The sequence below is a fragment of the Salipiger sp. HF18 genome (assembly GCF_011806505.1).
Lineage (GTDB): Bacteria > Pseudomonadota > Alphaproteobacteria > Rhodobacterales > Rhodobacteraceae > Salipiger > Salipiger thiooxidans.
In genome coordinates, this window is the sequence record NZ_JAATOS010000013.1 from 17,082 (window position 1) to 38,056 (window position 20,975).

Consider the following 20,975-nt stretch of genomic DNA (forward strand, 5'->3'; position numbering starts at 1 on the left):
GACGACCGAGATGACCAAGGATTCAGGCGCCGAGATCCGGAACCGCTATTTCGACACGCTCTTTGCCGACGAAAAGCTGATCTGGATGGGGCAGAACACCAACCATATCCCCGCCCACCCGGCGGTGACGCAGGCGATGACCGCCTCGATCGCCAAGGGCGAGTACAACGCCTATGCTCCGCCGCTGGGCTTCGAGTCGCTGCGGGCGGCCATCGTCGAGGATCTGGGCGTGCCGGGCCGGGCGCTGGTGACCGAGGGCGGCGTCAACGCGCTTGCCACGCTGGTGCGCACCAAGGTCCGCGCGGGCGACACCTTCGTGACCTCGGATCCGACGTGGAAATGGCCGGGCCTCTTCGCGACGCAGCAGGGCGCCGAGGTCATCGAGCTGCCGATCTTCGGCCCCGGGACCGGCTACAAGCTGACCCCCGAGGTGCTGGCGGCGTCGGTCGACGACCGTTGCGCGCTGATCTACCTCGTGGATCCCAACAACCCGCTCGGCACCACCTACGATGCCGACGAACTGGCGCAGTTCATCGAGATCGCCAAGTCGGTGGGCGCGCTGCTGGTGCATGACTGCACCTACCGCGACTTCGCCCCCGACCACGTGCCCGCCATGCGCATCGACCCGGTGAACGCGGTCTGCTCGGTGAGCTTCTCCAAGTGGCTGGGGCTCGCGGGGATGCGCGTCGGCGCGCTGGTGGGTGCGCCCGGGCTCATCGACGAATGTGCCGCCTACTCGAGCTCGATCCTCGGTGCGGGGGTCGTGGCGCAGCGGGGCGCCGAGGCGGGGCTGCGCGTGAAGCCCGAGTGGATGCAGACCGTGCGCGCCATCAACACCGCCAACCAGCAGATGATCCGCGAGGCGGTGGCGGCCACCGAGGGCCTCGAGCTGCTGGTCTGGCCGAGCTTCGCCAACTTCCTCTGCATCGGCACCGAAGCCGCGGGCGTCACGCCCGAGCAGCTGGTCGAGGCCTACCGGCAGGAGGGCGTGATGATCCGGCAGGGCAAGTATCACACGGCGCGGTTCGGCGGAGGCTTCATCAAGGTCTCGACCACCGTGCCCGAGGACTGGGCCCGCCGTTTCTGCACGCTGCTGCCCGCGATGATGACGAAGGCGCGCGGCCTCACCGACGTGCCCGCGCTGTTCTGAAGCTGTTCGAGAGGAAGACCCATATGCACATCACCACCAGGGACGGCGTGAAGCTCTATGTCGAGGAAGCCGGGCAGGGCACGCCCATCCTCTTCATCCACGAATTCGGCGGCAACTACGACGCGTGGGAGCCGCAGATGCGCCGCTTCTCCCGTCGCCATCGCTGCATCACCTACGCGGCGCGGGGTTACAAGCCTTCGGACATTCCCACCGATCTCGAGCAGTATTCCCAGCGCATCGCCGTCGAGGACGCGCTGGCGGTGCTCGACGCACTGGGGATCGAGAAGGCGCATATCGTGGGCCTTTCGATGGGCGGTTTCGCCACCGCGCATTTCGGCCTGATCGCCCCCGAGCGCGCACTGTCGCTGACCATCGCGGGCGCGGGCTACGGCGCCGAAAAGCAGTACGAGGAGTATTTCCGCGGTGTCTCGCTCTCGGTTGCCGAGAATTTCGAGACCAGGGGCGCCAAGGAGTTTTCCAAGATCTACGGCCTCGGCGCCAGCCGGGTGCAGTTTCAGAACAAGGACCCGCGCGGCTGGGCCGAGTTCTCGGAGCGGCTGTCGAACCACGACGATCTCGGCGCGGCGCTGACCATGCGCGGCGTGCAGGCGCGGCGGCCGTCGCTCTACGATCTCGAGGCCGAATTCGCGCGGATGGAGGTGCCGACGCTGGTGATGACCGGCGACGAGGACGACCACTGCATCCAGACCTCGGTCTATCTCAAGAAGACCATCCCCGCCTGCGGGCTGGCGATCTTCCCCAAGACCGGCCACACGCTGAACCTTGAGGAGCCCGAGCTCTTCAACCAGCTGCTGGCCGAGTTCCTTGCACAGGTCGAGGCCGGGGCCTGGACGAAGCGCGACCCGCGCGCCGACCCCGGCCAGGTGATGCGCACCACATGAGCGTGGAGATCGACGGCGACAGGCTCTGGTCGCGGCTCATGGAGATGGCCCGGATCGGCGGCTTCGGGGAGGGCGGCGTCAACCGGCAGGCGCTCTCGGATGAGGAGCACGCGGCCTGGGCGCAGATGATCGCATGGGGCGACGAGATCGGGCTGGAACCCTCGACCGACGCGGCCGCCAACCTGTTCCTGACGCTTCCCGGGCAGGACCGCAGCCTGCCGCCGCTGATGGCGGGCTCGCATCTCGACAGCCAGCCCACCGGCGGGCGCTTCGATGGCGTCTTCGGGGTGCTGGCCGCGCTCGAGGCGGTGACCGCGATGGTCCGCGCCGGGCACCGGCCCGCCCGCGACGTCATCGTGGTGGCTTGGATGAACGAGGAAGGCTCGCGCTTCGCGCCCGGCATGATGGGCTCCGAGGTCTTTGCGGGCGTGCGCGGCATCGGCGAAGTGCGCGCGGCGCAGGACGCGGACGGCATCCGCTGCGGCGACGAGATCGACCGCATCCACGCCGCCTTCCCCGCGGTGCCCGAGCGCCCGCCCTTCGTGCCGCTCGCCTACGTCGAGCCGCACATCGAGCAGGGCCCGGTGCTCGAAGCGGTGGGTGTGCCGATCGGCGTGGTCAGCGGCATCCAGGGCAAGATCACCACCGAGGTCACGCTGACCGGGCAGGCGGGCCACGCCGGCACCGAGCCGATGACGGCGCGGCGCGACGCGGTGATGGCCTTTGCGCGTGTCGCCTCGGCCCTGCAGGCAAGCGTCGGCCTCGCGGACCCGGACATCCGCTTCACCATCGGCCGGGTCGAGGTGACGCCCAACGCGCCCTCGGTGATCGCCAGCGAGGTCCGCTTCCGCACCGACCTGCGCCACCCGCTGAACGACGTGCTCGACGGGGCCTCGGAGGTGCTGCGCCAGATCGTCGAGCGCGAGGCGGCGCCCTGCGAGGGCCACGTGCGCGAGCTGGTGAACGCGCCCTCCAACCGCTTCGACCCGGTGCTGCAGGCGCGCATCGCCGAGGCCGCCGTGGCGGGCGGGCACGGCTATCGCCGCATGGCCTCGGCGGCGGGGCACGACGCCCGCCATGTCGCGCGGCTCTGCCCGTCTGCGATGATCTTCATTCCCTGCAAGGGCGGCATCAGCCACGACCCCTCGGAAAGCGCCACCCGCGAGCATGTCATCGCCGGCGCCGAGGTGCTGCTGGGCGTGCTGCTGGCGTCGGAAGGCGGGATGTGACGGTTTCCGGGGAGGCGTGAGCGGTTGGTGGGGTGTCTCTCTGGGCCTCGGCTGGCGGCACGGAGGTTCCCGCTTCGGGGCGCGGGCGTTTCTCTGGCGAGGCCGGGTAAGGGCTGTCGCGGTGGCGGGGTGGCCTGCGCTCTATTGCTCCGGCGACAGAGGCAGGGGCAGGGGCAGGGGCAGGGAACCTGAAGCCCGCTCCCTGCCACGGACCAGCGCCAGTTTCCTCCAACCTGCCGCAGTTCACATCCCCTCCCCGCGGCCTCAGCGCATTTCAGCGCAGCGCTGCCCGAACCCCTTGCGGGACAGCGGTCTCCTCCCTAGCTTTGACCCAGCACTGACAGGAGAGACTTTCGACATGGACCAGACCCTCGCCGCCTTCACCCAGACGGTTTCGCTGCGAGAGTTTTCCCATGCCTGCATCCATTTCCCTGTCCTCCCTGTCGTGGTCCCCGGCTGACGGCAGCGCCCTCCTTTCCGATCTCGACCTGACCTTCGGGCCCGAGCGCACCGGCCTCGTTGGTCGCAACGGCACCGGCAAAAGCACGCTGCTGCGCCTGATCGCGGGTGCGCTGCGCCCGACCTCCGGCCAGGTCCGGATCACCGGCTCCGTCGCGATGATGCGGCAGGAGGCGATGGTCCTCCCAGACGACACCATCGCCGACCTCATGGGCGCGCGCCACGCGCTGGCGCTCCTCGACCGGGCCGAGCTTGGCCGTGCCTCTGCCGAGGAGCTGGCCCACGCCGACTGGACCCTGCCCACCCGGATCGAGGCCGCGCTGGCGCGCTGCGACCTGCCGGTGCCGCCGCAGACCCCGCTCGCGACGCTGTCGGGCGGGCAGCGCAGCCGCGCGGCGCTGGCGGCGCTGCTGCTCGACGGGCCTGACATCCTGCTGCTGGACGAGCCCACCAACAACCTCGACCGGGCCGGGCGCCGGGCGGTGATCGAGCTGTTGCGCGGCTGGACCGGCGGCGCGATCGTCGCGAGCCACGACCGCGAGCTGCTCGAGGAGATGGACGCGATCGTCGAGCTCAGCACGCTCGGTGCGGCGCGCTATGGCGGCAATTACAGTGCCTTTCGCGCGCGCAAGGCGCTGGAACTCGACGCCGCGGCGCACGATCTCGCCCATGCCGAGAAGGCCCGCAGCGAGGCCGCGCAGCGCGCCCGGCAGGCCGCCGAGCGCAAGGCCCGCAAGGACGGCGCCGGGCATCGGTCGCGGGCGAAGGGCGGCCAGCCCAAGATCCTGCTCGACGCCGCCAAGGCCCGGGCCGAGGCCTCGGGCGGGGCGGGCGTCAGGCTGCGCGAGACCCGGCGCGAGGCCGCCGAGGAGGCGCTGAGCCGCGCCCGCGACAAGGTCGAGCAGCTGACCCCGGTGCATATGGAGATCGCGCCGACGGGGCTGCCCGCGGGCCGTACCGTGGTGAGCCTGCAGCGGGTGAGCGGCGGCCACGATCCGGAGGCACCGGTGATCCGGGACCTGAGCCTCACGCTCACCGGCCCGGAACGCGTGGTGATCGCGGGGCCCAACGGCAGCGGCAAGACCACGCTGCTGCGGCTGATCACCGGCGCGCTCAGGCCCGGAAGCGGAGAGGTTCAGGTCGCCGTGCCATGGGCCTTTCTCGACCAGCATGTCGGGCTGCTGGGCACGGAGGACACGCTGCTCGAGAGCTTCCGCAAGCTGAACCCCGATGCCACGCCGCAGCTGGGCCATGCCGCGCTGGCGCGCTTCGGCTTCCGCGCGGCGGATGCACTGCGTCGCGCCGGAGAGCTGAGCGGCGGCGAGCGCCTGCGCGCGGGGCTCGCCTGCGTGCTGGGCGGCACGCCTCCGCCGCAGCTGCTGATCCTCGACGAGCCGACCAACCACCTCGACCTCGACGGCATCGAGGCGCTGGAAGCGGCGCTGGCGGGCTACGACGGGGCGGTGCTCGTGGTCAGTCATGACCGCGCGTTCCTGTCGTCGCTCGGCCCGACGCGGGTTGTGCGGCTGGCGGGGTGAGGGCAGCGCAGTCGCGAGCCTGTCCGGTCGATTGCATCGCTTGGCGTCAGGCCCGAGGGCGTCGGGCCCGCCCCAAAGGATCGTGCCCACGGCCTGTGCCAGAGCGTCAGACCCCGGCGCCTGCAACCGGCGTGGCAGGCCGGGGCTGCATCAGATCGTCGGGCCCCAACGCCTTCCGGAGCGTCAGGCGGCGGGGCGGCCCTGCATCAGGCGCAGGGGTTCATAGACCATGACCGTCTCGCCTCGCTGGTTGCGCACGGTGTTGCGGGTCTTCACGAGGCCGCGGTCGCCCTTGCTCTCCTGCCGGACCTCGAGCACCTCGATCTCGACCGTGATCGTGTCGCCCTCGACCACCGGGCCCTTGATGCTCATGGTGGTGCCGAGGAAGGCCAGCCCGGTCTCCTGCGCGGTGGCGTTGAGCGTGAGCCCCTCGGCCAGCGCGAAGACCAGCGCGCCGGGCGAAGGGTTGCCCTTGATGGCGGCCTCGGTGCGGCGGTACTCGGCGTTGGTGAAGAGCACCTCGATCATCCCGGCAAGATTGACGAAGGCCGAGATGTCCGACGCCGTCACGGTGCGGCCATAGGTCCGGTAGCGGTCGCCGACCGTGAGGTCCTGCCAGTAGAAGCCTCGTCCGAGAAGCACAGGTTCGTTGTTCATGCCGGGATCCCCGCTCTTTGAAGTATCAGTCGTGACCGCTTGAGGTGCGGCATGTCGATCATCGCGCCGTCGAGGGCGGCGACGCCCGCCGCCGGATCGGCCGGGAAGGCCGCGACGGTGCGGCGTGCGGTGTTGACCTCCTCGTCGGAGGGCTGGAAGCCGCGGTTACTCACCGGCACCTGCGCCGGATGGATCGCGAGTTTGCCGGCGAAGCCGTCGCGCACCGCCGCGCGGGACTCGGCCGCGAGCCCGTCAAGATCGCGGATGTCGGTCCAGACCGCGTCGACCGGCTGCACCTCCGCCGCCACCGCACCGAAGAGCGTGGGGTTGCGGGCCATGGTCTGCACTGAGATGCGGACGTTGTCGGCCTCGGTCACGGTGCGGGTGATGGCGCGTCGGAGGACCTCGCCCTCGCGGACCTCTTCGAGCCGGCGTCCGGCCATGTCAGACGTCCTCCGTCTGCTGGCGCGTCCCGCGCCCGAGCACACCGCGGTCCTCGAGCTCGCGGATCGCGTCGGGGCCGTAGCCCAGCTCGGTCAGCAGCGCCGGGCCGTCCTCGCCCAGCTCGGGCGCGCGGCGCGGAGGGCGAGGTGCGGAAGCGCACCGGCTGCGGCACCGAGCGCACCCGGCTCTCGAGATCGTCGGTCGGCTCGAAGAAGCCCACCGCCTGCAGGTGCGGGTCGTTCAGCAGGTCGTCGAGCCCGCTGACCCGCGAATGCGGCACGTCGAGCCGCTCGAAGGTGGCGATCCAGTCCCCGGTCGAGCGCTTCGGCATCTCCTGCCCGAGCACCTCGTACATCTCGCCCACGTGGCGCGAGCGGTCGGTGGCGTCGCCGAACCACGGCTGCGCAACCACGTCGGCGCGACCGAGTTCCTCGAACGTCTTGCGCCAGTGGCGCTCGGTGTAGGGCAGCACGGCGATCCAGCCGTCGCTGGTCGGGAAGGGCCGGCGGTGACGGTTCAGCAGCCGCTGGTAACCCGCGGGCGCCGCCTCGTCGAAGCTGGCGGCGGCCATGTGCTCGGTCATCACGAAGGAGGTCATGACCTCGAACATCGGCACCTCGATCTCGCAGCCCGTGCCGGTCCGCTCGCGCCCGACGAGGGCGGCCGAGATGGCGTTGGCGGCGTAGAGCGCCGCGATCTTGTCGGCGATCACGCCGGGCACGTAGGACGGATCGTTGCCGGTGTAGGTCGGCAGCCTGGCGATGCCCGAAGCGGCCTGGATCACGTCGTCATAGGCGGGCCGCGCCGCATAGGGGCCATCGCTGCCGAAGCCGATGGCCGAGCAGTAAACCAGCTTGGGGTTGCGCGCCCGGAGCGCCGCGGGGCCGAAGCCCAGACGCTCGACCGCCTGCAGGCGCATGTTGTGCAGGAAGACATCGGCGCCGTCGACGAGCTTCAGCAGGATGGCGCGGCCTTCCTCGGTCTTCAGATCCAGCGCGATGCTCTTCTTGTTCCGGTTGTTGTTGGCGAACATCGAGCTTGCGCCCGCCTTCGAGCGCGGATCGACGTAGCGCGCCAGATCCCCGTTCGGTGCCTCGACCTTGACGGCCTCTGCACCAGAATCGCCCAGCATCTGCCCGGCCATGGGCCCGAGCACGATCGTCGTCAGTTCGACGACCCGGACACCCTTCAAAAGATCAAGCACGCGCCTCTCCTTTCGTTGCGGGGCGGCCGGACTGGCGGCCGCCCCAGGTCTCGGTTCAGATGCCGCTCTCGCGGAGCGCTTGGACCTCGGCGCGGAAGTCGGAGAGGATCTCGGTCCCCTTCTTGCCGCGCTTGTCGAGGGCGGCGGCCCAGTCATCGGCGACGCTGGCGAAATCCGCGGTGAGCGTCGCGGTCTCTTCGTCATTCAGCATGATGACGGTGGCGCCCTCCTCCGCCAGCTTGGCGGTCAGCTCGACCTCGGCCGCGTCGAAGGCCTTGCAGGCGCTCGCGGTCACTTCGTGGCCGATGCGGGTCATGGCTTCCTGGATGTCGGCGGGCAGGCTGTCCCACTTGCGCTGCGAGATCGCGTAGGTGATCCCCACCGAGCCGAAGTTGGCGTTGGCGGTCGCCGAGCCCACGATCTGGTCGAGCCCGTAGGAGAAGGTCGAGGTGAAGGGCAGCAGCGCGCCGTCCACGGTGCCCTTGGTCATCGCGTCGAAGATCTCGGGCGGGGTCATGCGCACCGGAGTCGCGCCTGCGGATTGCAGCGACAGCTCCATCGCGCCGGGGTTCGAGCGCATCTTCATGCCCTTGAACCCCTCGAGCGAGGTCACGTCCGCGCGCTTCGAGAAGATCGCCTGGTAGGGCGAGAGCGCCACGTTGTAGAGCACGCGCACGCCGTTGGGCTGGAACTCGAGCTGGTCGAGCTTGCCGCCCGGCTGGATCAGCTTCTCGAAGGCCAGCGAGCCCTCGCAGGACGACGATATCTCGCCGGGCAGCTCGACCACGCCGCCAAGCGGCATCTTCTCGGAGACGTAGGACGGCACGATGTAGCCGATGTCGGCGATGCCGGCCTGGGTGATCGACAGGATGTCCTTGGCCTTGGCGAGCTGCTGGGCCGGGTAGTGCTCGATGGCGATGCGGTCACCGAGCTCTTCCTTGAGGCGCGCGGTGAACACGTCGGTGGTGTTCCTGGTGATGATGTGATCGGCCGGCAGGCTGTCGGCGATCTTGATCGTCACTTCCTGAGCGGCGACGGGTGCCGCGGCGACTGCGGCGCAGACCGCAAGGATGCTGATGGTGGGTTTCATGGTCGTTCTCCTCCGATGGACCAAAGACTTGTCAGGGGGTGCGGGTGCTCAGCACTCGACGCGGGCGCCTTCGCCGTAGGGCGGGCCGTAGCAGATCAGGACGCGCACCGGCGTGTCGCCGATGGCGGTGAAGGTGTGGGGCATGTCGGCGGGGAAGAAGACGCTCTCCTCCGGCCCGATCTCTTCGGTGAGGCCGCCGACCTCGACCCGGGCGCGGCCCTCGAGCATCCAGCAGAACTGGTCGATGCCGGGGTGGAAGTGGGCGCTGGCGCCCTCGCCGGGCTCAATGCGGCCGATCAGCACTTCCATCTGGGTGGCGCCGGTCTCGGGCGACACCAGCCGGCGGTTCACCGTCCCGCTGTGGCCGCGCGGCTGGTAGGCCGCGGCCCTGGCCTCGGTCATGAAGTACATCTTGGGGTCGATGTCGGTCTTTGCGGTCGACATGGTGGCTCCTCCCTTGGACACTTGCGTCTGGATTACTGCGTCGTGCCGGGCAGCCACAGCACCAGCTGCGGGAACGCGACGAGCAACGCGAGAACGATAATGTGCGAGACGACATGCGGTGCGACGCCCCGGAAGATCTCGGAGAGCGGCCGCTCGGCGTAGCGAGAGACCACGAAGATGTTCATGCCCAGCGGCGGGGTGATCATGCCGACCTCGGCCGCGACCACGACCAGCACGCCGAACCACACCGGGTCGAAGCCGAGGCTGGTGATCGCGGGCACCATCACCGGGACGGTGAGGATGAGGATCGCCATCTGGTCCATGAAGCAGCCCATGATCAGGTAGAAGACGATGATCCCAGCCATCACCACGTAGGGCGACACGTCGAGCCCGGTGATCCAGTTGACGAAGCCCGGGGTGATCTGGCCCAGCGTCAGCACGTAGCCGAAGATGTGCGCGCCGATGATGATCATGAAGATCATGCAGGTGGCGCGGACCGCCCGCGCCAGCGCGCCCCAGGTCGTCTTCCAGCTGAGCGTGCGGAACGCCGCGGCAATGACGAAGGCTCCGAAGGCGCCGAGACCGGCCGCTTCGGTGGGCGTCGCGATGCCCAAGTAGATCGAGCCCGTGACACAGAGCAGCAGCAGCAGCATCGGCCCGATGTCCCGCAGGGCGCGGATCTTGTCGCGCATCGGCCAGGGCCGTGCCGCCGGCGCGATGGACGGGTCGCGGGCCATCAGCACGTAGATCGTCACGATGATCGCCAGCGTCACGATGATCCCGGGGATGACCCCTCCGATCAGCAGCGAGGCGATGTTGACCTCGACGATGATGCCGTAGAGCACCAGCGCGATCGACGGCGGGATGAGCATGGCGAGCGTACCCGAGACGGCCACGACACCGGACGCGAACTTCACCTCGTAACCCGCTCTGCGCATTGCAGGAATAGAGGTAGACGACAGCGCAGCCGCGGCCGCGGTGGACGAGCCCGAGATGGCCCCGAACCCGGCGCCCGCGAGCGCCGTGGCGACGGCGAGCCCGCCCGGAAGGCGGCCCACCCAGATGGTGATCGCCTTGAACATCCGGTCGGCGATGCCGCTGACGATGACGAACTCGGCCATCAGGATGAAGAGCGGCACGGCGATCAGCTCGAAGCCGTTGGTGGTCGACAGCGGCGTGGTCGAGAGCACCGAGAGCGCGCTCTCGAACCCGACGATGGTCATCAGCCCGACAAGGCCGGTGAAGGCCAGCGCGAAGCCCACGGGAACGCCGAGCAGAAGCAGGACAAGCAGTCCGATCACGACAAGAAGCGACGTCATTGCGCGGCCTCCCCGGACGCACGGCCAAAGGCGTTGTTGAGGGAAATCACGATGCGCGCGGCACAGACCAGCACCATCGCGGCGGAGCCGATGGGCACGAGCGCGTAGCTCGCCCATGCCGGCCACGGCACGATGCTCGCGATCACCTCGTCGTTGGCAAAGCTCTTGGCGGCGCGCTCCCAAGCGACCCAGGTCAGCAGGCCGAAGACCCAGAGCCCGATGGCGCTCGACACCACGTCGGTGAGTTCGCGCAGGCGGTGCGGCAGGTTGAGGGTCAGCAGATCGACCGAGAGGTGCTCGGCGCGCCAGTAGGTCGGGCCGAAGCCGAAGAAGAAGACCGCGGGCGTGAGGTAGAGCACGACGAGGTCATGGGCAAAGAAGATCGGCGTCCCGGCGCCGTAGCGCAGCGCCACGTCGGCGACGATCAGCAGCGTCATGAAGGCCAGCGCAAAGACCGCGACCGCGGTGAAGGCGTGGTCGACGACCGCCATGTATTTCCGGATCATCGGCCGTCTCCGCTTTCGTGGATCTGGCTCTTGATGGCCGCGACAACCCGCGCGAGCGCCGCGCCGATCTCGTCGTAGCGGCCCTGCATTCGGTAGTTCGGCCCCGCCACGGACAGCCCGTATTTCTGGTCGGCGATGTCGAGCAGCACGCCCGCGCCCGAAACCTCGGGGGTGAATTCGGTGGCGTTCAGGAACCAGCCGCGCTCGCGCCCGGCGACGATGTTGTCGAAGAGCGCGTCGGGATCGGTGATCGAGGTCTCCGCGGCCTCGGAATAGTCGAGCCCCGCCAGCTCGCGCCGCAGCGCCGCGTCGTCGAGCGACGAGAGGATCGCCTTGCCCGAGGAGATCGCGTAGATCGGCCGGGTCTCGCCCGCCCTCGCCGAGTAGCGCACGCCTTTGCGGGACTCGAGCGCCTCGAGATAGATTGCGTGATCGCCCTCGCGGGCGGCGAGCAGGATGGTCTCTCCGGTCTCTTCGCGCAACGCTTCCATGTGCTCGCGCACGAGTCCGAGCACCGGGTCTCCGTCAAGGATCGACAGGGTCAGATCGTGCATGCGGCGCGTGGGGTAGAACCCGCCCCGTTTCCGGACCTCGAACAGGAACCCGCGCTCGCGCAGGGTCGAGACGAGGTTGCTGGTGCTCGAGAGCGGCAGCTCCAGCGTCTCCGACAGTTGGGTGAGCGTGGCCGGCCTCTGAGACGCGGCAAAATACTCAAAAAACCGCAGGACGTTATCCGCCTGACGTACGGCCATAGATTTCCTCCCTCCATCGCGGACCCTCTCCCTGGAGCCGCGACTCTTCTTCACATGTGTGAAGCTATCTTCTTATACAGGAAGTATTGGGGCAGTGGTTGGGCGTCAAGGAAAAAGCCTGGAGGTGCGTTCTGGCGAGGGGCGCACGTCAGGACGCGTATATATTAATAACGCATTATCAATGCCGTGATCGCAATTCCTCACGCATAACATTAGATGGAAAGGCGCCTCCCGGTGCCCGCCGAGCCCTCCCGCGGAAGGACAACGACAGGCACCCCGACGAGGCCGGGTCATGTGAAACGACGATGCGGGAAGCAGAGCCTGCGGGCGGTTTCGCGCGGCAGGCGATGGCGCGCTCGGGCACTTGTGCCGTGAGCCGTCGGTCAGCGCGGCGCATTTCGGCCGCGCCATGATCCGGGGCCGAAGGGGCCCCGGACCGCGCCAGGTCACTGGCGCCGGATCAGCGCGTCCAGAAGCACGATGCCCTGACCCTCGGGCCGCACCAGGAGCGGGTTGATCTCGGCCTCCGCGTCGATGATCGGCGTGACCGCGAGCTCGGGGTTGAACTGCGCCGAGGAGCCGATGGTGACGAGCAGGGCGCCGGTCTCGGGGTCCGCGATCAGCCGCGAGACGACCTCCTTCATGGTGTCGTATTTCGTACCTGCGCGGTCAGGGCCTCGCGGGTGGGCCCGCTGCAGCCGGCGATCTCGACGCCGCGGGCGCTGATCTGGTCGACCAGCATGGCGCCGCCGCCGCCGGGGGTGGTCAGCACCGTCAGCCTGCGGGGCCGGTGCGCGGGCAGCCGCATCTTCGACAGCAGGCGCGGCGCGTCCATGAGCGTGTCGAGGCTCTCGGCCTGCCGGATGCCGATGCTCTCGAGGAAGGCCGACACCGCCTCGGCGGCGCCGGTGAGCGCGCCGGTGTGCGACACCGACAGCGCGCGCCCCTCGTCGGAGCGGCCGATCATGTAGGCGACGACGGGCTTGCCCCGCCCGGCCGCGCCGCGCGCGAAGGCGGCAAGCGCCTCGCGGTCGCGGATGGTCTCCATGAACAGCAGGAAGCCGTCGGTGGCCGGATCGTCGAGCAGAAGCTGGCCGAGCTGACCGATCCCGGCGCCCGCCTCGTTGCCGACGGACACGAGCGTCGAGAAGGCGCAGCCCCGGGCCTGCCCGCGCGAGAGCAGGGTTCCGATGATGCTGCCGCTCTGGGACAGCACCGCGAGGTTGCCGCGGTCGAGCCGGTCGGTGGCGAAGGCCGCGTTGGTGCTGCAGCAGAACCCGGCCGCGGTGGAGACCACGCCGGTGGAGTTGGGCCCGATCAGCAGGATGCCCGCGTCCTGCGCGATGCGCTGCAGCCGTTCCTGCCGGGCGCGCCCCTCGGGCCCGGACTCGACGAAACCGTCGGCGAGCACGGTCACCACCGACACGCCAGCCCTTGCGCAATCCTTGAGCGCGGCGATGGCGGGCTCGGCGTCGAGCAGGATGTAGGCGTGGTCCACCGGCTCGGGGATATCGGTGAGCCGGGCAAAGCTCGGCAGCCCCATGACCTCGGAGCGGGTCGGGTTGACCGGGAAGATCCGCCCCCCGAACCCGTGCTTGCGCAGGAACTCGAGCGGCCGCGCCGTGAGCTTGCCAGCGCTGCCCAAGGCGCCGATCAGGGCCACGCTGCGAGGCGCGGTCAGCGCCCGCAGCGGATCGGGCGATACCTTGGTGGGCATGTTCATCATTCTGCGGCCAGCGTTCTCGGGGGGCGCTGGTCGAAACGGCGGTCGAACACGCCTTCCGCGACCCGGGTCTTCAGGATTTCGGGCGACCCGCCGGCGATCATCCACCCGCGGGTGCGCCGGAGGCAATACTGCGCCGTGCTCTCGCGCGAGAACCCGAGCCCGCCGAGCACCTGCACCGCCTCGTTCGCCGCGAGGAAACCTGCCTCGTTGCAGGCGAGCTTGGCAAGCGCGGTCTCGTGCGGGTCGGCCAGCCCGTCCATGCCATTCACCGCGGCGCGCATCAGCAGCAGCCGGGCGCTTTCGAGCCGCAGCTCCATCTCCGCGAACTTCCACTGCAGGCCCTGGAATTCGCAGAGCGCCCGACCGAACTGCTTGCGGGTCAACGCATGCTCGCGCGCGAGGTTGAAGGCGTGGCGGCCGACGGCCACCGCGCGGGCCGAGTTGCCGAGCCGCTCGCCGTTGAAGCCGGAAATCTGTTTCTTGAACCCGCCCGGTCCGAGCAGCACGTTCTCTTTGGGCACCCGGACATTGTCGAAATAGAGTTGCGACCATTCCTCGCCATTCATGAAGGACGAGGGCTCGCCGACCTCGAACCCGGGCGTGCCCTTCTCGATCAGCACCGATCCGATGCCGGACGTGCCGGGCCGAGGCTGTGTGGAAACGCTGTCTCGTCGTAAGCTTCTGCTAGGCAGCGGGAGGTAGGGATGGCGGGGTTCATCGACGGCATCGACCGGGAACAGGTCACGCTTTTCCCTGATCGTCTCGAGGACTGGATCGACGAGGATCACCTGGCCCTGCAGGCGCCGGAACGCGTCCGCGGCCTCGTCCTAGCCAATTGCGGCGCCTTGCCGGCGGGATCCGAAGTGCGCCGACGCCGCCTCGCCGACCTGGTCCTTGCACGGAAGGACATGCGCAGCTTCGCCGCGCACTGGGTGCCACCGCTGGTCGCAGACGGCGGTTGTGCGGAGATCGTCGGGATGGTTGCCGCCATACCCGCCGAGCGCCTCGACCGCGAGGTGCGCGAATGCTCTCCCGCCCCGACACCTTCGCACGGCTGCACCGCATCGTCTGCCCGACGCTTCTGCTGGCGGGCGAGGCCGACACGGCGACGCCGCTCGTGGCAATGCAGAAGATGGCCAGGGAGATGCCGTCGGCCAAGCTTCGATCTCTGCGCGGCGGGGGTCACTTCCGGCCCTTGGAACGGGCCGAGGCCGTGGCGGAGCTCATCGGGGTCTGGCTCGAGACGCTGGACGCACCACACACTTTAACGGATTGATATCTCGCGGCTTTCACCGCGACCCCTTGGCAGCAGCCCCTGACGCCAGCGTGCCCGCGCGGTGCGGATGAACAGGCTTTCCCGGTTGGGCGAAGCCCGGCCGAGACCCAAGGAAAGCGCTCGCCCCGCCGCGCACCCGAACACAGCCCTTTCCACCGCCCCGCGCGGCGAACCACCTTGGCCGCAATCCAGCAGGCGACCCAGCCGCCGCCCGCTCAGTCGCTGTCGACCGGGATGACGGTGGTGTGCTTGACCCGGCGCAGCACGAAGAGGGTGGAGGCGCTGGAGACGCAGTCGAGCTCGTGCACCCGCCCCATCAGCACCTGTTCGAGATCGGCGATGTCGCGGACCACGAGGTGCAGAAGGTAGTCCCAGTCGCCCGAGATCGAGTAGACCTCGACGATGGCGGGCTCCGCCTCCATGGCCTTCTGGAACAGCGCCCGGGCCCGCGCGTCCTGCGATTTCATCCGCACCTGGCAGAAGGCATCCATGCCGCGCCCGACCTTGGCGGGGTCGACGAGACGCACGGGCGGGCTCAGGACTCCGGCCTCTTCCATGGCCCGGATGCGGCGCCAGCAGGTGGCGGTCGAGCTGTTGGCGCGCTCGGCCAGCTCGCCCACGCTGATCGAGGCATCCCGTTGCAGCGCAGACGCGATCTTCGCTTCCAGCGGGCCAATCTTGAAATCCTGTTTCACCTTTCTCCTCCAGCTGATCTTAGGAAGCCAACTATCCAGAAAATCTGCAGGGAATGGGAATCAAAATTCACCGCCCGGAGGTATCCTATCAGAAAGATGAATTGTCTACATTCCTGTAGGTAGCTCTGGGGGGAGATCATGACGGACCAGACACCCATTCTCCGGGATTACGAACTGCTCGACCGCTATACGCGCACGAAAGGCCGGGTCTTTCTGACCGGCACGCAGGCGATCGTCCGCATCGCGCTGGACCAGGCGCGCCGCGACCGCAGGGCAGGGCTCAACTCCCGCGGCTTCATCTCCGGCTACCGCGGCTCGCCGGTGGGCGGCATCGATCTCGAAGTGACGAAGAACCGCAAGCTGGTGTCCGAGGCCGGCGTCGATTTCGTGCCCGCCGTGAACGAGGAACTGGGCGCCACGCAGATCATCGGCACCCAGCAGGTCGAGACCGACCCGGACCGCACCGTCGATGGGGTCTTCGGGCTCTGGTACGGCAAGGGGCCGGGTGTCGACCGGGCGGGGGATGCGCTCAAGCACGGCAACGCCTACGGCTCGTCCCCGCACGGCGGCGTGCTGGTGGTGGCCGGTGACGACCACGGCTGCGTGTCCTCGTCGATGTCGCACCAGTCGGACGTGGCCTTCATGAGCTTCTTCATGCCGACCATCAACCCGGCCAATGTGGCGGAATTCCTGACCTTCGCCGAGTGGGGCTATGCGTTGTCGCGGTTTTCGGGCATGTGGGTCGGCTTCAAGGCGATCTCCGAGACCGTCGAGTCCGGCATGTCCTTCGAGCTTCCCGAGGACCGCGCGTTCGCCCTCCCCGAATTCGAGGCCCCGGAGGGCGGGCTGCACTACCGCTGGCCCGATCTGCCCGGGCCGCAGATCGAGGCGCGGCTCGAGCACAAGAAAGCCGCGGTGCTGGCCTTTGCCCGCGCCAACCCCATCGACCGGACCGAGTGGGGCTACCGGAACGCCCGCTTCGGCATCGTGACCACCGGCAAGTCGCATCTCGACGTGCTCGAGGCGCTGCGTCTTCTGGGCATCGACAAGGCCCGTGCCGCCGAGATCGGCATCGATCTCTACAAGGTCGGCATGGTCTGGCCGCTCGAACATGAGGGCGCACTCGCCTTTGCGCAGGGCAAGCAGGAGCTGCTCGTCGTCGAGGAGAAGCGCGGCATCATCGAAAGCCAGCTCAAGGAATATTTCTACGACTACCCGGGCCGCAAGCCCGAGCGCATGGTCGGCAAGCGCGACGAGAACGGCGACCGGCTGATCCCCTGGACGCAGGAGCTTGGCGCGGTGATGCTGGCCCGGCACATCGCCGACCGGCTCGAGCGCAACTTCCCCGAACTCGACCTCGTGGCACGGGCCGCAAACGTGGTGCCTGCCTCAGCGCCGATCAACGTGCCCGGCGCGACGCGGACGCCCTACTTCTGCTCGGGCTGCCCCCACAACACCTCGACCAAGGTGCCCGAGGGCAGCCAGGCGCTTGCCGGGATCGGCTGCCACTTCATGGCAAGCTGGATGAACCGCAACACCACCTCGCTGATCCAGATGGGCGGCGAGGGCGTGAACTGGGTGTCGCGCTCGAAGTACAACGGCAACAGGCACGTGTTCCAGAACCTCGGCGACGGCACCTATTACCACTCGGGCTCGCTCGCGCTGCGTCAGGCGATCGCCGCGGGCACCAACATCACCTACAAGATCCTGTTCAACGACGCGGTGGCGATGACCGGCGGGCAGGATGTGGACGGCCCCATCTCGGTGCCCGCGATTGCGCAGTCGGTGGCGGCCGAGGGCGCGAAGAAGGTGGTGATCGTCTCGGACAAGCCCGAGGCCTTCCGGAAATCGGACCTCCCGGCCGGCGTCGAGATCGAGCACCGCCGCGAGCTCGACCGGGTGCAGCGCGAGCTGCGCGAGATCCCCGGCACCACGGTGCTCATCTACCAGCAGACCTGCGCCACCGAGAAGCGCCGCCTGCGCAAGCGCGGCAAGATGGAGGACCCGAAGAAGTTCGCGGTCATCAACCCACTGGTCTGCGAGGGGTGCGGCGATTGCTCGGTCGAATCCAACTGCCTCAGCGTCGAGCCGCTGGAGACGGAATTCGGCCGCAAGCGCAAGATCAACCTCAACACCTGCAACAAGGACTTCACCTGCGTGAACGGCTTCTGCCCGAGCTTCGTGACCGTCGAGGGCGCGACGCTGAAGAAGGGCGCGGCCGGGGCCGACGCGGCGCAGCTCGGGGCGCTGGCCGCGAAGCTGCCCGAGCCGGTGGGGCCGGACCTCTCGACGCCGTGGGATATCCTCGTGACCGGGGTCGGGGGCACCGGCGTGGTCACCGTGGGCCAGCTCATCGTCATGGCCGCGAACCTCGAGCAGAAGGGCGCCTCGGTGCTGGACTTCATGGGCTTCGCGCAGAAGTTTGGCCCGGTTCTCAGCTACATTCGCATGGCCCGCACCGAGGCCGAGGTGAACCAGGTGAAGATCGAGCCGAGCTCGGCACATGCGCTGATCGGCTGCGACCTGGTGGTCAGCTCCTCGCCCAAGGCCTCGATGACCTACCGCAAGGGCGAGACCCGCGCGGTCATCAACACCGCCGTGATGCCGACCGGCGATCTGGTGCAGAACCGGGATGCGGATCTCAATTCCGGCGCGCGGCTCGAGGCGATCCGCGGCACCGTCGATGCGGCGAGCCTGCAGACGCTGGACGCCAACGCGCTCTCCGAGGCGCTGCTGGGGGACAGTGTCTTTGCCAACGTGATGATCCTCGGTGCCGCCTGGCAGGCGGGGCTGGTGCCGCTGGGGCTCGAGAGCCTGATGCGGGCCATCGAGCTCAACGGCGTGAAGCCCGAACTCAACAAGGCGGCCTTCACCTGGGGCCGGGTCGTCGTCGTCGACTGCGCCGCGGTCGAGCGGATCGCCGCGATGCCGGTGACGCAGGTGCAGACCCTCGACGAGCAGATCGCCCGCCGCGCCGCCTTCCTGACCGATTACCAGAACACGGGCTGGGCCAAGCGCTACACCGACGCGGTCGACAAGATCCGCGCGGCCGAGACGGCGGCCACCGGTGCGCCGGGCGCGCTGACGGAGGCGGCCATGAAGGGGCTCTTCAAGGTCATGTCCTACAAGGACGAATACGAGGTCGCACGGCTGCACACCCAGACCGGCTTCTACGAGAGCCTCGGCGCCCGCTTCGACGGCGCGTTCACGGTCAAGCACCACATGGCGCCGCCGTTCTTCCCGGCCAGGCTCGATGCGCGCGGCCGCCCCTGCAAGCGCGAATTCGGCAGCTGGATGCAGGGCGGCCTGAAGACGCTGGCGAAGCTGAAATCGCTGCGCGGCACCCCGCTCGACCCGTTCGGCCACACCGCCGAGCGCCGGATGGAGCGCGGGATGATCACCGACTACCGGGCCCTGCTCGACCGGCTCGCCGCGGGCCTGACCGCCGAGAACCGCGACGAGGCGGCCCGGATCGCCGGAATGGTGATGGAGGTGCGGGGCTACGGTCCGGTGAAGGAACAGGCCGCCGCAAAGGTGCGCGCCGAGACGGAGGCCGCGCTGCAGGCCTCCGCCTTCTAGGCCGGGTGCGGGTTCCCTTGCGCGCACCGGCGGGGCGGGGCGCCCCTCGCCATGTGGGCGCCGTCATCGCGACCTGCCGGTCACTCCCTGATGGCGTCTTCCAACCGGTCGAGGCAGGCGTGCAGCGTCGCGAACATGTCCTCGCCGAGATGGTCCCGCAGCCGGACGCGCCGGGCTTCGAAGCGCGGCATGATCCGGGCGAGGATCGTTCAGCGTCGAGCATGGCATCGTCCGCTCCAAGGCCGCGACGCTGACAAAGCGCAAGGAGCCGTCGCAATTGGCGCTGATGAAGACGATCAAGGCGGCGATGGATCCGCAGAACACGCTCGGGAGCGGCATTTTCGTCGTGGAGAGGTGATGCCTGCCCAAGCGCGGCTGCAGCGGGGCTCCGACAAGGCACACATCTCACTGAATACATGTATTTCGTGTGACATATCGCGAGCCGTCGCGTAGACTGACCCTGCTCGACAACGGGCAAGGTTGGCTTTGAGGGCGCGCGATGAACGAGGCGGCAGGACAGTTTTCGACGGGCGTGGAAGCGGCATTGGCCGAAGCCCCGCGCGCGCCTGCCTTCATCGTGACGCTCTACGGCGACGTGGTCGAACCACGAGGCGGGATGCTCTGGATGGGCAGCCTGATCGAGTGCTGCGCTGTTCATGGCCTCAACGAGAGCCTCGTGCGCACGGCAGTGTCGCGGCTCGTCGGGGCAGGGCGCCTCGAAGGGGTGCGGATCGGTCGCAAGAGCTACTACCGCCTGTCGGATGCGGCGCGGTGCGAGTTCCGCGAGGCCGCGCGCCTGTTGTTTTCACCGCCTGCGGCGCCCGAGGACTGGCTGCTCTGCCTTTCCGAGACCCTGCGCGAGACGGAGCCTCCCGACCCTTGGGCGCGCCTCTCGCCGAACGTGGCCATTGCGCCAAACAACGACGACGTGGCGCCGCTGGACGGCGTTCTGATGCGGGCGAAGCACCTCGAGGGGCACGGCGACCTGCATGCCCTCGCGCATGAGACATGGCGCCTCGACGAGGTCGCGCTTGCCTATGAGCGCTTTCTCGAACGGCACTCCGGGCTGCTGGACCGGCTCGAAGGTGATGCGCCGCTCAGCCCCTCGGTCGCGCTCGCGCTGCGGCTGCGACTGGTGCACGACTACCGCCACGCGGCACTCAGCGACCCGCGCCTGCCGCGCGCCGCCTGTCCGCAGGACTGGCCGGCGGAGCGCGCCCGGCAGCTTTTCGTCAGCGCCTATGTCGGCCTCTCCGCCCCGGCCGAGGCCTTCGTGGGCGCGCAATTTCTCAGTCCTGACGGGGCTTTGGCGGCCCGCAACGAGGAAACCGAACGGCGCCTGTTCCAGCTCAAGCGCGAGGCGGCGACATAGGAGAAGAGGGGGGAGGCCTCACAATACATCACACCAGTTTTCATTTTCCATGTTAACACGTGCTGTTTCTCGTGCTATTTCATTGACCGAACGATCGGTCATTACCGGTTGGCATTGATTCTCGAGGGAGGAGGATACGGATGTCCGAGGCATTTATCTGCGACGCGGTACGCACCCCCGTGGGCCGTTACGGCGGGGCGCTGTCCGGCGTCCGCGCAGACGACCTCGCAGCGGTGCCGCTTGCGGCGCTGATGGCGCGGAACCCGTCGGTCGACTGGGCGGGCGTGGACGACATCATCCTCGGATGCGCCAACCAGGCCGGTGAGGACAACCGCAACGTCGCGCGCATGGCCGGGCTGCTGGCGGGCCTGCCGATCGAGGTGCCCGGCACCACGGTCAACCGGCTCTGCGGCTCGGGCATGGATGCCATCGGCCTCGCCGCGCGCACCATCCGCGCCGGCGACGGCGACCTGCTGCTGGCAGGCGGCGTCGAGAGCATGAGCCGCGCGCCCTTCGTGGTGGCCAAGGCGACCTCGGCCTTCTCGCGCAATGCCGAGATGTACGACACCACCATCGGCTGGCGCTTCACGAACCCCAAGCTCGACAAGGCTTTCGGGACCCATTCAATGCCCG

The 20,975-nt window shown here is 68.8% G+C and carries 20 protein-coding genes and 1 pseudogene; 9 read left to right on the top strand and 12 right to left on the bottom strand.

Annotated elements, in window-relative coordinates:
• Positions 1 to 10 precede the first annotated feature (10 nt).
• From HC022_RS03260 to HC022_RS03275, 4 genes are all read left to right on the top strand, one after another.
• Positions 11 to 1,150, top strand: a complete 1,140-nt coding sequence (locus tag HC022_RS03260) for a pyridoxal phosphate-dependent aminotransferase (protein ID WP_167451321.1) — start codon at positions 11 to 13, stop codon at positions 1,148 to 1,150.
• Positions 1,151 to 1,173: 23 nt separating this feature from the next.
• The gene (locus HC022_RS03265; protein WP_008887699.1) at positions 1,174 to 2,052 is read left to right on the top strand and encodes an alpha/beta fold hydrolase; all 879 of its coding nucleotides are present in this window, start codon (positions 1,174 to 1,176) and stop codon (positions 2,050 to 2,052) included.
• Entirely contained in the window at positions 2,049 to 3,281 is a 1,233-nt protein-coding gene (locus HC022_RS03270; protein WP_167451322.1) for a Zn-dependent hydrolase, read from the top strand. Before HC022_RS03265 ends, HC022_RS03270 begins: the two co-directional genes overlap by 4 nt.
• Positions 3,282 to 3,694: 413 nt before the next feature.
• A complete protein-coding gene (locus HC022_RS03275) occupies positions 3,695 to 5,278 on the top strand; it encodes an ABC-F family ATP-binding cassette domain-containing protein (protein WP_167451323.1) in 1,584 nt (527 codons plus the stop codon).
• 183 nt (positions 5,279 to 5,461) lie between these two features.
• Here HC022_RS03275 and HC022_RS03280 read toward each other — a convergent pair whose 3' ends face one another.
• From HC022_RS03280 to HC022_RS03330, 11 genes are all read right to left on the bottom strand, one after another.
• Positions 5,462 to 5,935 (bottom strand): MaoC family dehydratase N-terminal domain-containing protein, encoded by a 474-nt coding sequence (locus tag HC022_RS03280; RefSeq protein ID WP_008887616.1) that lies wholly within the window; start codon positions 5,933 to 5,935, stop codon positions 5,462 to 5,464.
• Positions 5,932 to 6,378 (bottom strand): HpcH/HpaI aldolase/citrate lyase family protein, encoded by a 447-nt coding sequence (locus HC022_RS03285; RefSeq protein WP_167451324.1) that lies wholly within the window; start codon positions 6,376 to 6,378, stop codon positions 5,932 to 5,934. The genes HC022_RS03280 and HC022_RS03285 overlap by 4 nt, the downstream gene beginning before the upstream one ends.
• Positions 6,309 to 7,583 carry a CoA transferase gene (locus tag HC022_RS03290; protein ID WP_167451325.1) on the bottom strand — a complete coding sequence of 425 codons (1,275 nt, stop codon included), beginning with the start codon at positions 7,581 to 7,583 and terminating at the stop codon, positions 6,309 to 6,311. Before HC022_RS03290 ends, HC022_RS03285 begins: the two co-directional genes overlap by 70 nt.
• Positions 7,584 to 7,638: 55 nt before the next feature.
• Complete coding sequence (gene dctP / locus HC022_RS03295; protein ID WP_167451326.1) at positions 7,639 to 8,673, bottom strand: TRAP transporter substrate-binding protein DctP; 1,035 nt, start codon at positions 8,671 to 8,673, stop codon at positions 7,639 to 7,641.
• Positions 8,674 to 8,721: 48 nt separating this feature from the next.
• On the bottom strand, positions 8,722 to 9,117 hold the full coding sequence (locus tag HC022_RS03300; protein ID WP_167451327.1) for a cupin domain-containing protein: 396 nt from the start codon (positions 9,115 to 9,117) through the stop codon (positions 8,722 to 8,724).
• Positions 9,118 to 9,149: 32 nt separating this feature from the next.
• Positions 9,150 to 10,436: a TRAP transporter large permease gene (locus HC022_RS03305; RefSeq protein ID WP_008887624.1), complete on the bottom strand. Its 1,287-nt coding sequence runs from the start codon at positions 10,434 to 10,436 to the stop codon at positions 9,150 to 9,152.
• Entirely contained in the window at positions 10,433 to 10,942 is a 510-nt protein-coding gene (locus HC022_RS03310; protein WP_089960239.1) for a TRAP transporter small permease, read from the bottom strand. Before HC022_RS03310 ends, HC022_RS03305 begins: the two co-directional genes overlap by 4 nt.
• Positions 10,939 to 11,694 (bottom strand): IclR family transcriptional regulator, encoded by a 756-nt coding sequence (locus tag HC022_RS03315; protein ID WP_167451328.1) that lies wholly within the window; start codon positions 11,692 to 11,694, stop codon positions 10,939 to 10,941. Before HC022_RS03315 ends, HC022_RS03310 begins: the two co-directional genes overlap by 4 nt.
• 446 nt (positions 11,695 to 12,140) lie before the next feature.
• Positions 12,141 to 12,338 (bottom strand): hypothetical protein, encoded by a 198-nt coding sequence (locus HC022_RS03320; RefSeq protein ID WP_008887677.1) that lies wholly within the window; start codon positions 12,336 to 12,338, stop codon positions 12,141 to 12,143.
• The gene (locus tag HC022_RS03325) at positions 12,335 to 13,411 is read right to left on the bottom strand and encodes a CoA-binding protein (RefSeq protein WP_167451329.1); all 1,077 of its coding nucleotides are present in this window, start codon (positions 13,409 to 13,411) and stop codon (positions 12,335 to 12,337) included. The genes HC022_RS03320 and HC022_RS03325 overlap by 4 nt, the downstream gene beginning before the upstream one ends.
• 5 nt (positions 13,412 to 13,416) lie before the next feature.
• Positions 13,417 to 14,040 (bottom strand): acyl-CoA dehydrogenase, encoded by a 624-nt coding sequence (locus HC022_RS03330; protein ID WP_368484603.1) that lies wholly within the window; start codon positions 14,038 to 14,040, stop codon positions 13,417 to 13,419.
• 215 nt (positions 14,041 to 14,255) lie between these two features.
• Here HC022_RS03330 and HC022_RS03335 point away from each other — a divergent pair, with 215 nt between their 5' ends.
• A complete protein-coding gene (locus tag HC022_RS03335; protein WP_254884912.1) occupies positions 14,256 to 14,696 on the top strand; it encodes an alpha/beta fold hydrolase in 441 nt (146 codons plus the stop codon).
• A 215-nt stretch (positions 14,697 to 14,911) separates the two neighbouring features.
• On the opposite strand, the gene HC022_RS03340 is transcribed toward HC022_RS03335, so the two are convergent.
• A complete protein-coding gene (locus tag HC022_RS03340; RefSeq protein WP_008887708.1) occupies positions 14,912 to 15,391 on the bottom strand; it encodes an Lrp/AsnC family transcriptional regulator in 480 nt (159 codons plus the stop codon).
• Between the two features lie 138 nt (positions 15,392 to 15,529).
• Between HC022_RS03340 and HC022_RS03345 the strand changes: the two genes are divergently transcribed.
• The 4 genes and pseudogenes from HC022_RS03345 to HC022_RS03360 form a co-directional block, all read left to right on the top strand.
• The gene (locus tag HC022_RS03345; RefSeq protein WP_167451330.1) at positions 15,530 to 18,970 is read left to right on the top strand and encodes an indolepyruvate ferredoxin oxidoreductase family protein; all 3,441 of its coding nucleotides are present in this window, start codon (positions 15,530 to 15,532) and stop codon (positions 18,968 to 18,970) included.
• 211 nt (positions 18,971 to 19,181) lie between these two features.
• Positions 19,182 to 19,328, top strand: a pseudogene (locus HC022_RS29780) (FAD-linked oxidase C-terminal domain-containing protein); the annotation flags it as partial.
• Positions 19,329 to 19,514: 186 nt separating this feature from the next.
• Positions 19,515 to 20,342, top strand: coding sequence for a PaaX family transcriptional regulator C-terminal domain-containing protein (locus HC022_RS03355; protein ID WP_254884907.1), 828 nt, complete (start codon positions 19,515 to 19,517; stop codon positions 20,340 to 20,342).
• Positions 20,343 to 20,482: 140 nt separating this feature from the next.
• Positions 20,483 to 20,975, top strand: a 493-nt coding sequence (locus HC022_RS03360) for a beta-ketoacyl synthase N-terminal-like domain-containing protein (protein WP_303049043.1), incomplete at its 3' end; no start/stop codon positions are given.

Coding starts and splice junctions, on each gene's coding strand:
- HC022_RS03320 (WP_008887677.1), bottom strand. CDS start 12,338: ATGAAGGAGGTCGTCTCGCGGCTGATCGCGGACCCCGAGACCGGCGCC.
- HC022_RS03270 (WP_167451322.1), top strand. CDS start 2,049: ATGAGCGTGGAGATCGACGGCGACAGGCTCTGGTCGCGGCTCATGGAG.
- HC022_RS03300 (WP_167451327.1), bottom strand. CDS start 9,117: ATGTCGACCGCAAAGACCGACATCGACCCCAAGATGTACTTCATGACC.
- dctP (WP_167451326.1), bottom strand. CDS start 8,673: ATGAAACCCACCATCAGCATCCTTGCGGTCTGCGCCGCAGTCGCCGCG.
- HC022_RS03315 (WP_167451328.1), bottom strand. CDS start 11,694: ATGGCCGTACGTCAGGCGGATAACGTCCTGCGGTTTTTTGAGTATTTT.
- HC022_RS03260 (WP_167451321.1), top strand. CDS start 11: ATGACCAAGGATTCAGGCGCCGAGATCCGGAACCGCTATTTCGACACG.
- HC022_RS03285 (WP_167451324.1), bottom strand. CDS start 6,378: ATGGCCGGACGCCGGCTCGAAGAGGTCCGCGAGGGCGAGGTCCTCCGA.
- HC022_RS03265 (WP_008887699.1), top strand. CDS start 1,174: ATGCACATCACCACCAGGGACGGCGTGAAGCTCTATGTCGAGGAAGCC.
- HC022_RS03345 (WP_167451330.1), top strand. CDS start 15,530: ATGACGGACCAGACACCCATTCTCCGGGATTACGAACTGCTCGACCGC.
- HC022_RS03305 (WP_008887624.1), bottom strand. CDS start 10,436: ATGACGTCGCTTCTTGTCGTGATCGGACTGCTTGTCCTGCTTCTGCTC.
- HC022_RS03280 (WP_008887616.1), bottom strand. CDS start 5,935: ATGAACAACGAACCTGTGCTTCTCGGACGAGGCTTCTACTGGCAGGAC.
- HC022_RS03310 (WP_089960239.1), bottom strand. CDS start 10,942: ATGATCCGGAAATACATGGCGGTCGTCGACCACGCCTTCACCGCGGTC.
- HC022_RS03275 (WP_167451323.1), top strand. CDS start 3,695: ATGCCTGCATCCATTTCCCTGTCCTCCCTGTCGTGGTCCCCGGCTGAC.
- HC022_RS03325 (WP_167451329.1), bottom strand. CDS start 13,411: ATGCCCACCAAGGTATCGCCCGATCCGCTGCGGGCGCTGACCGCGCCT.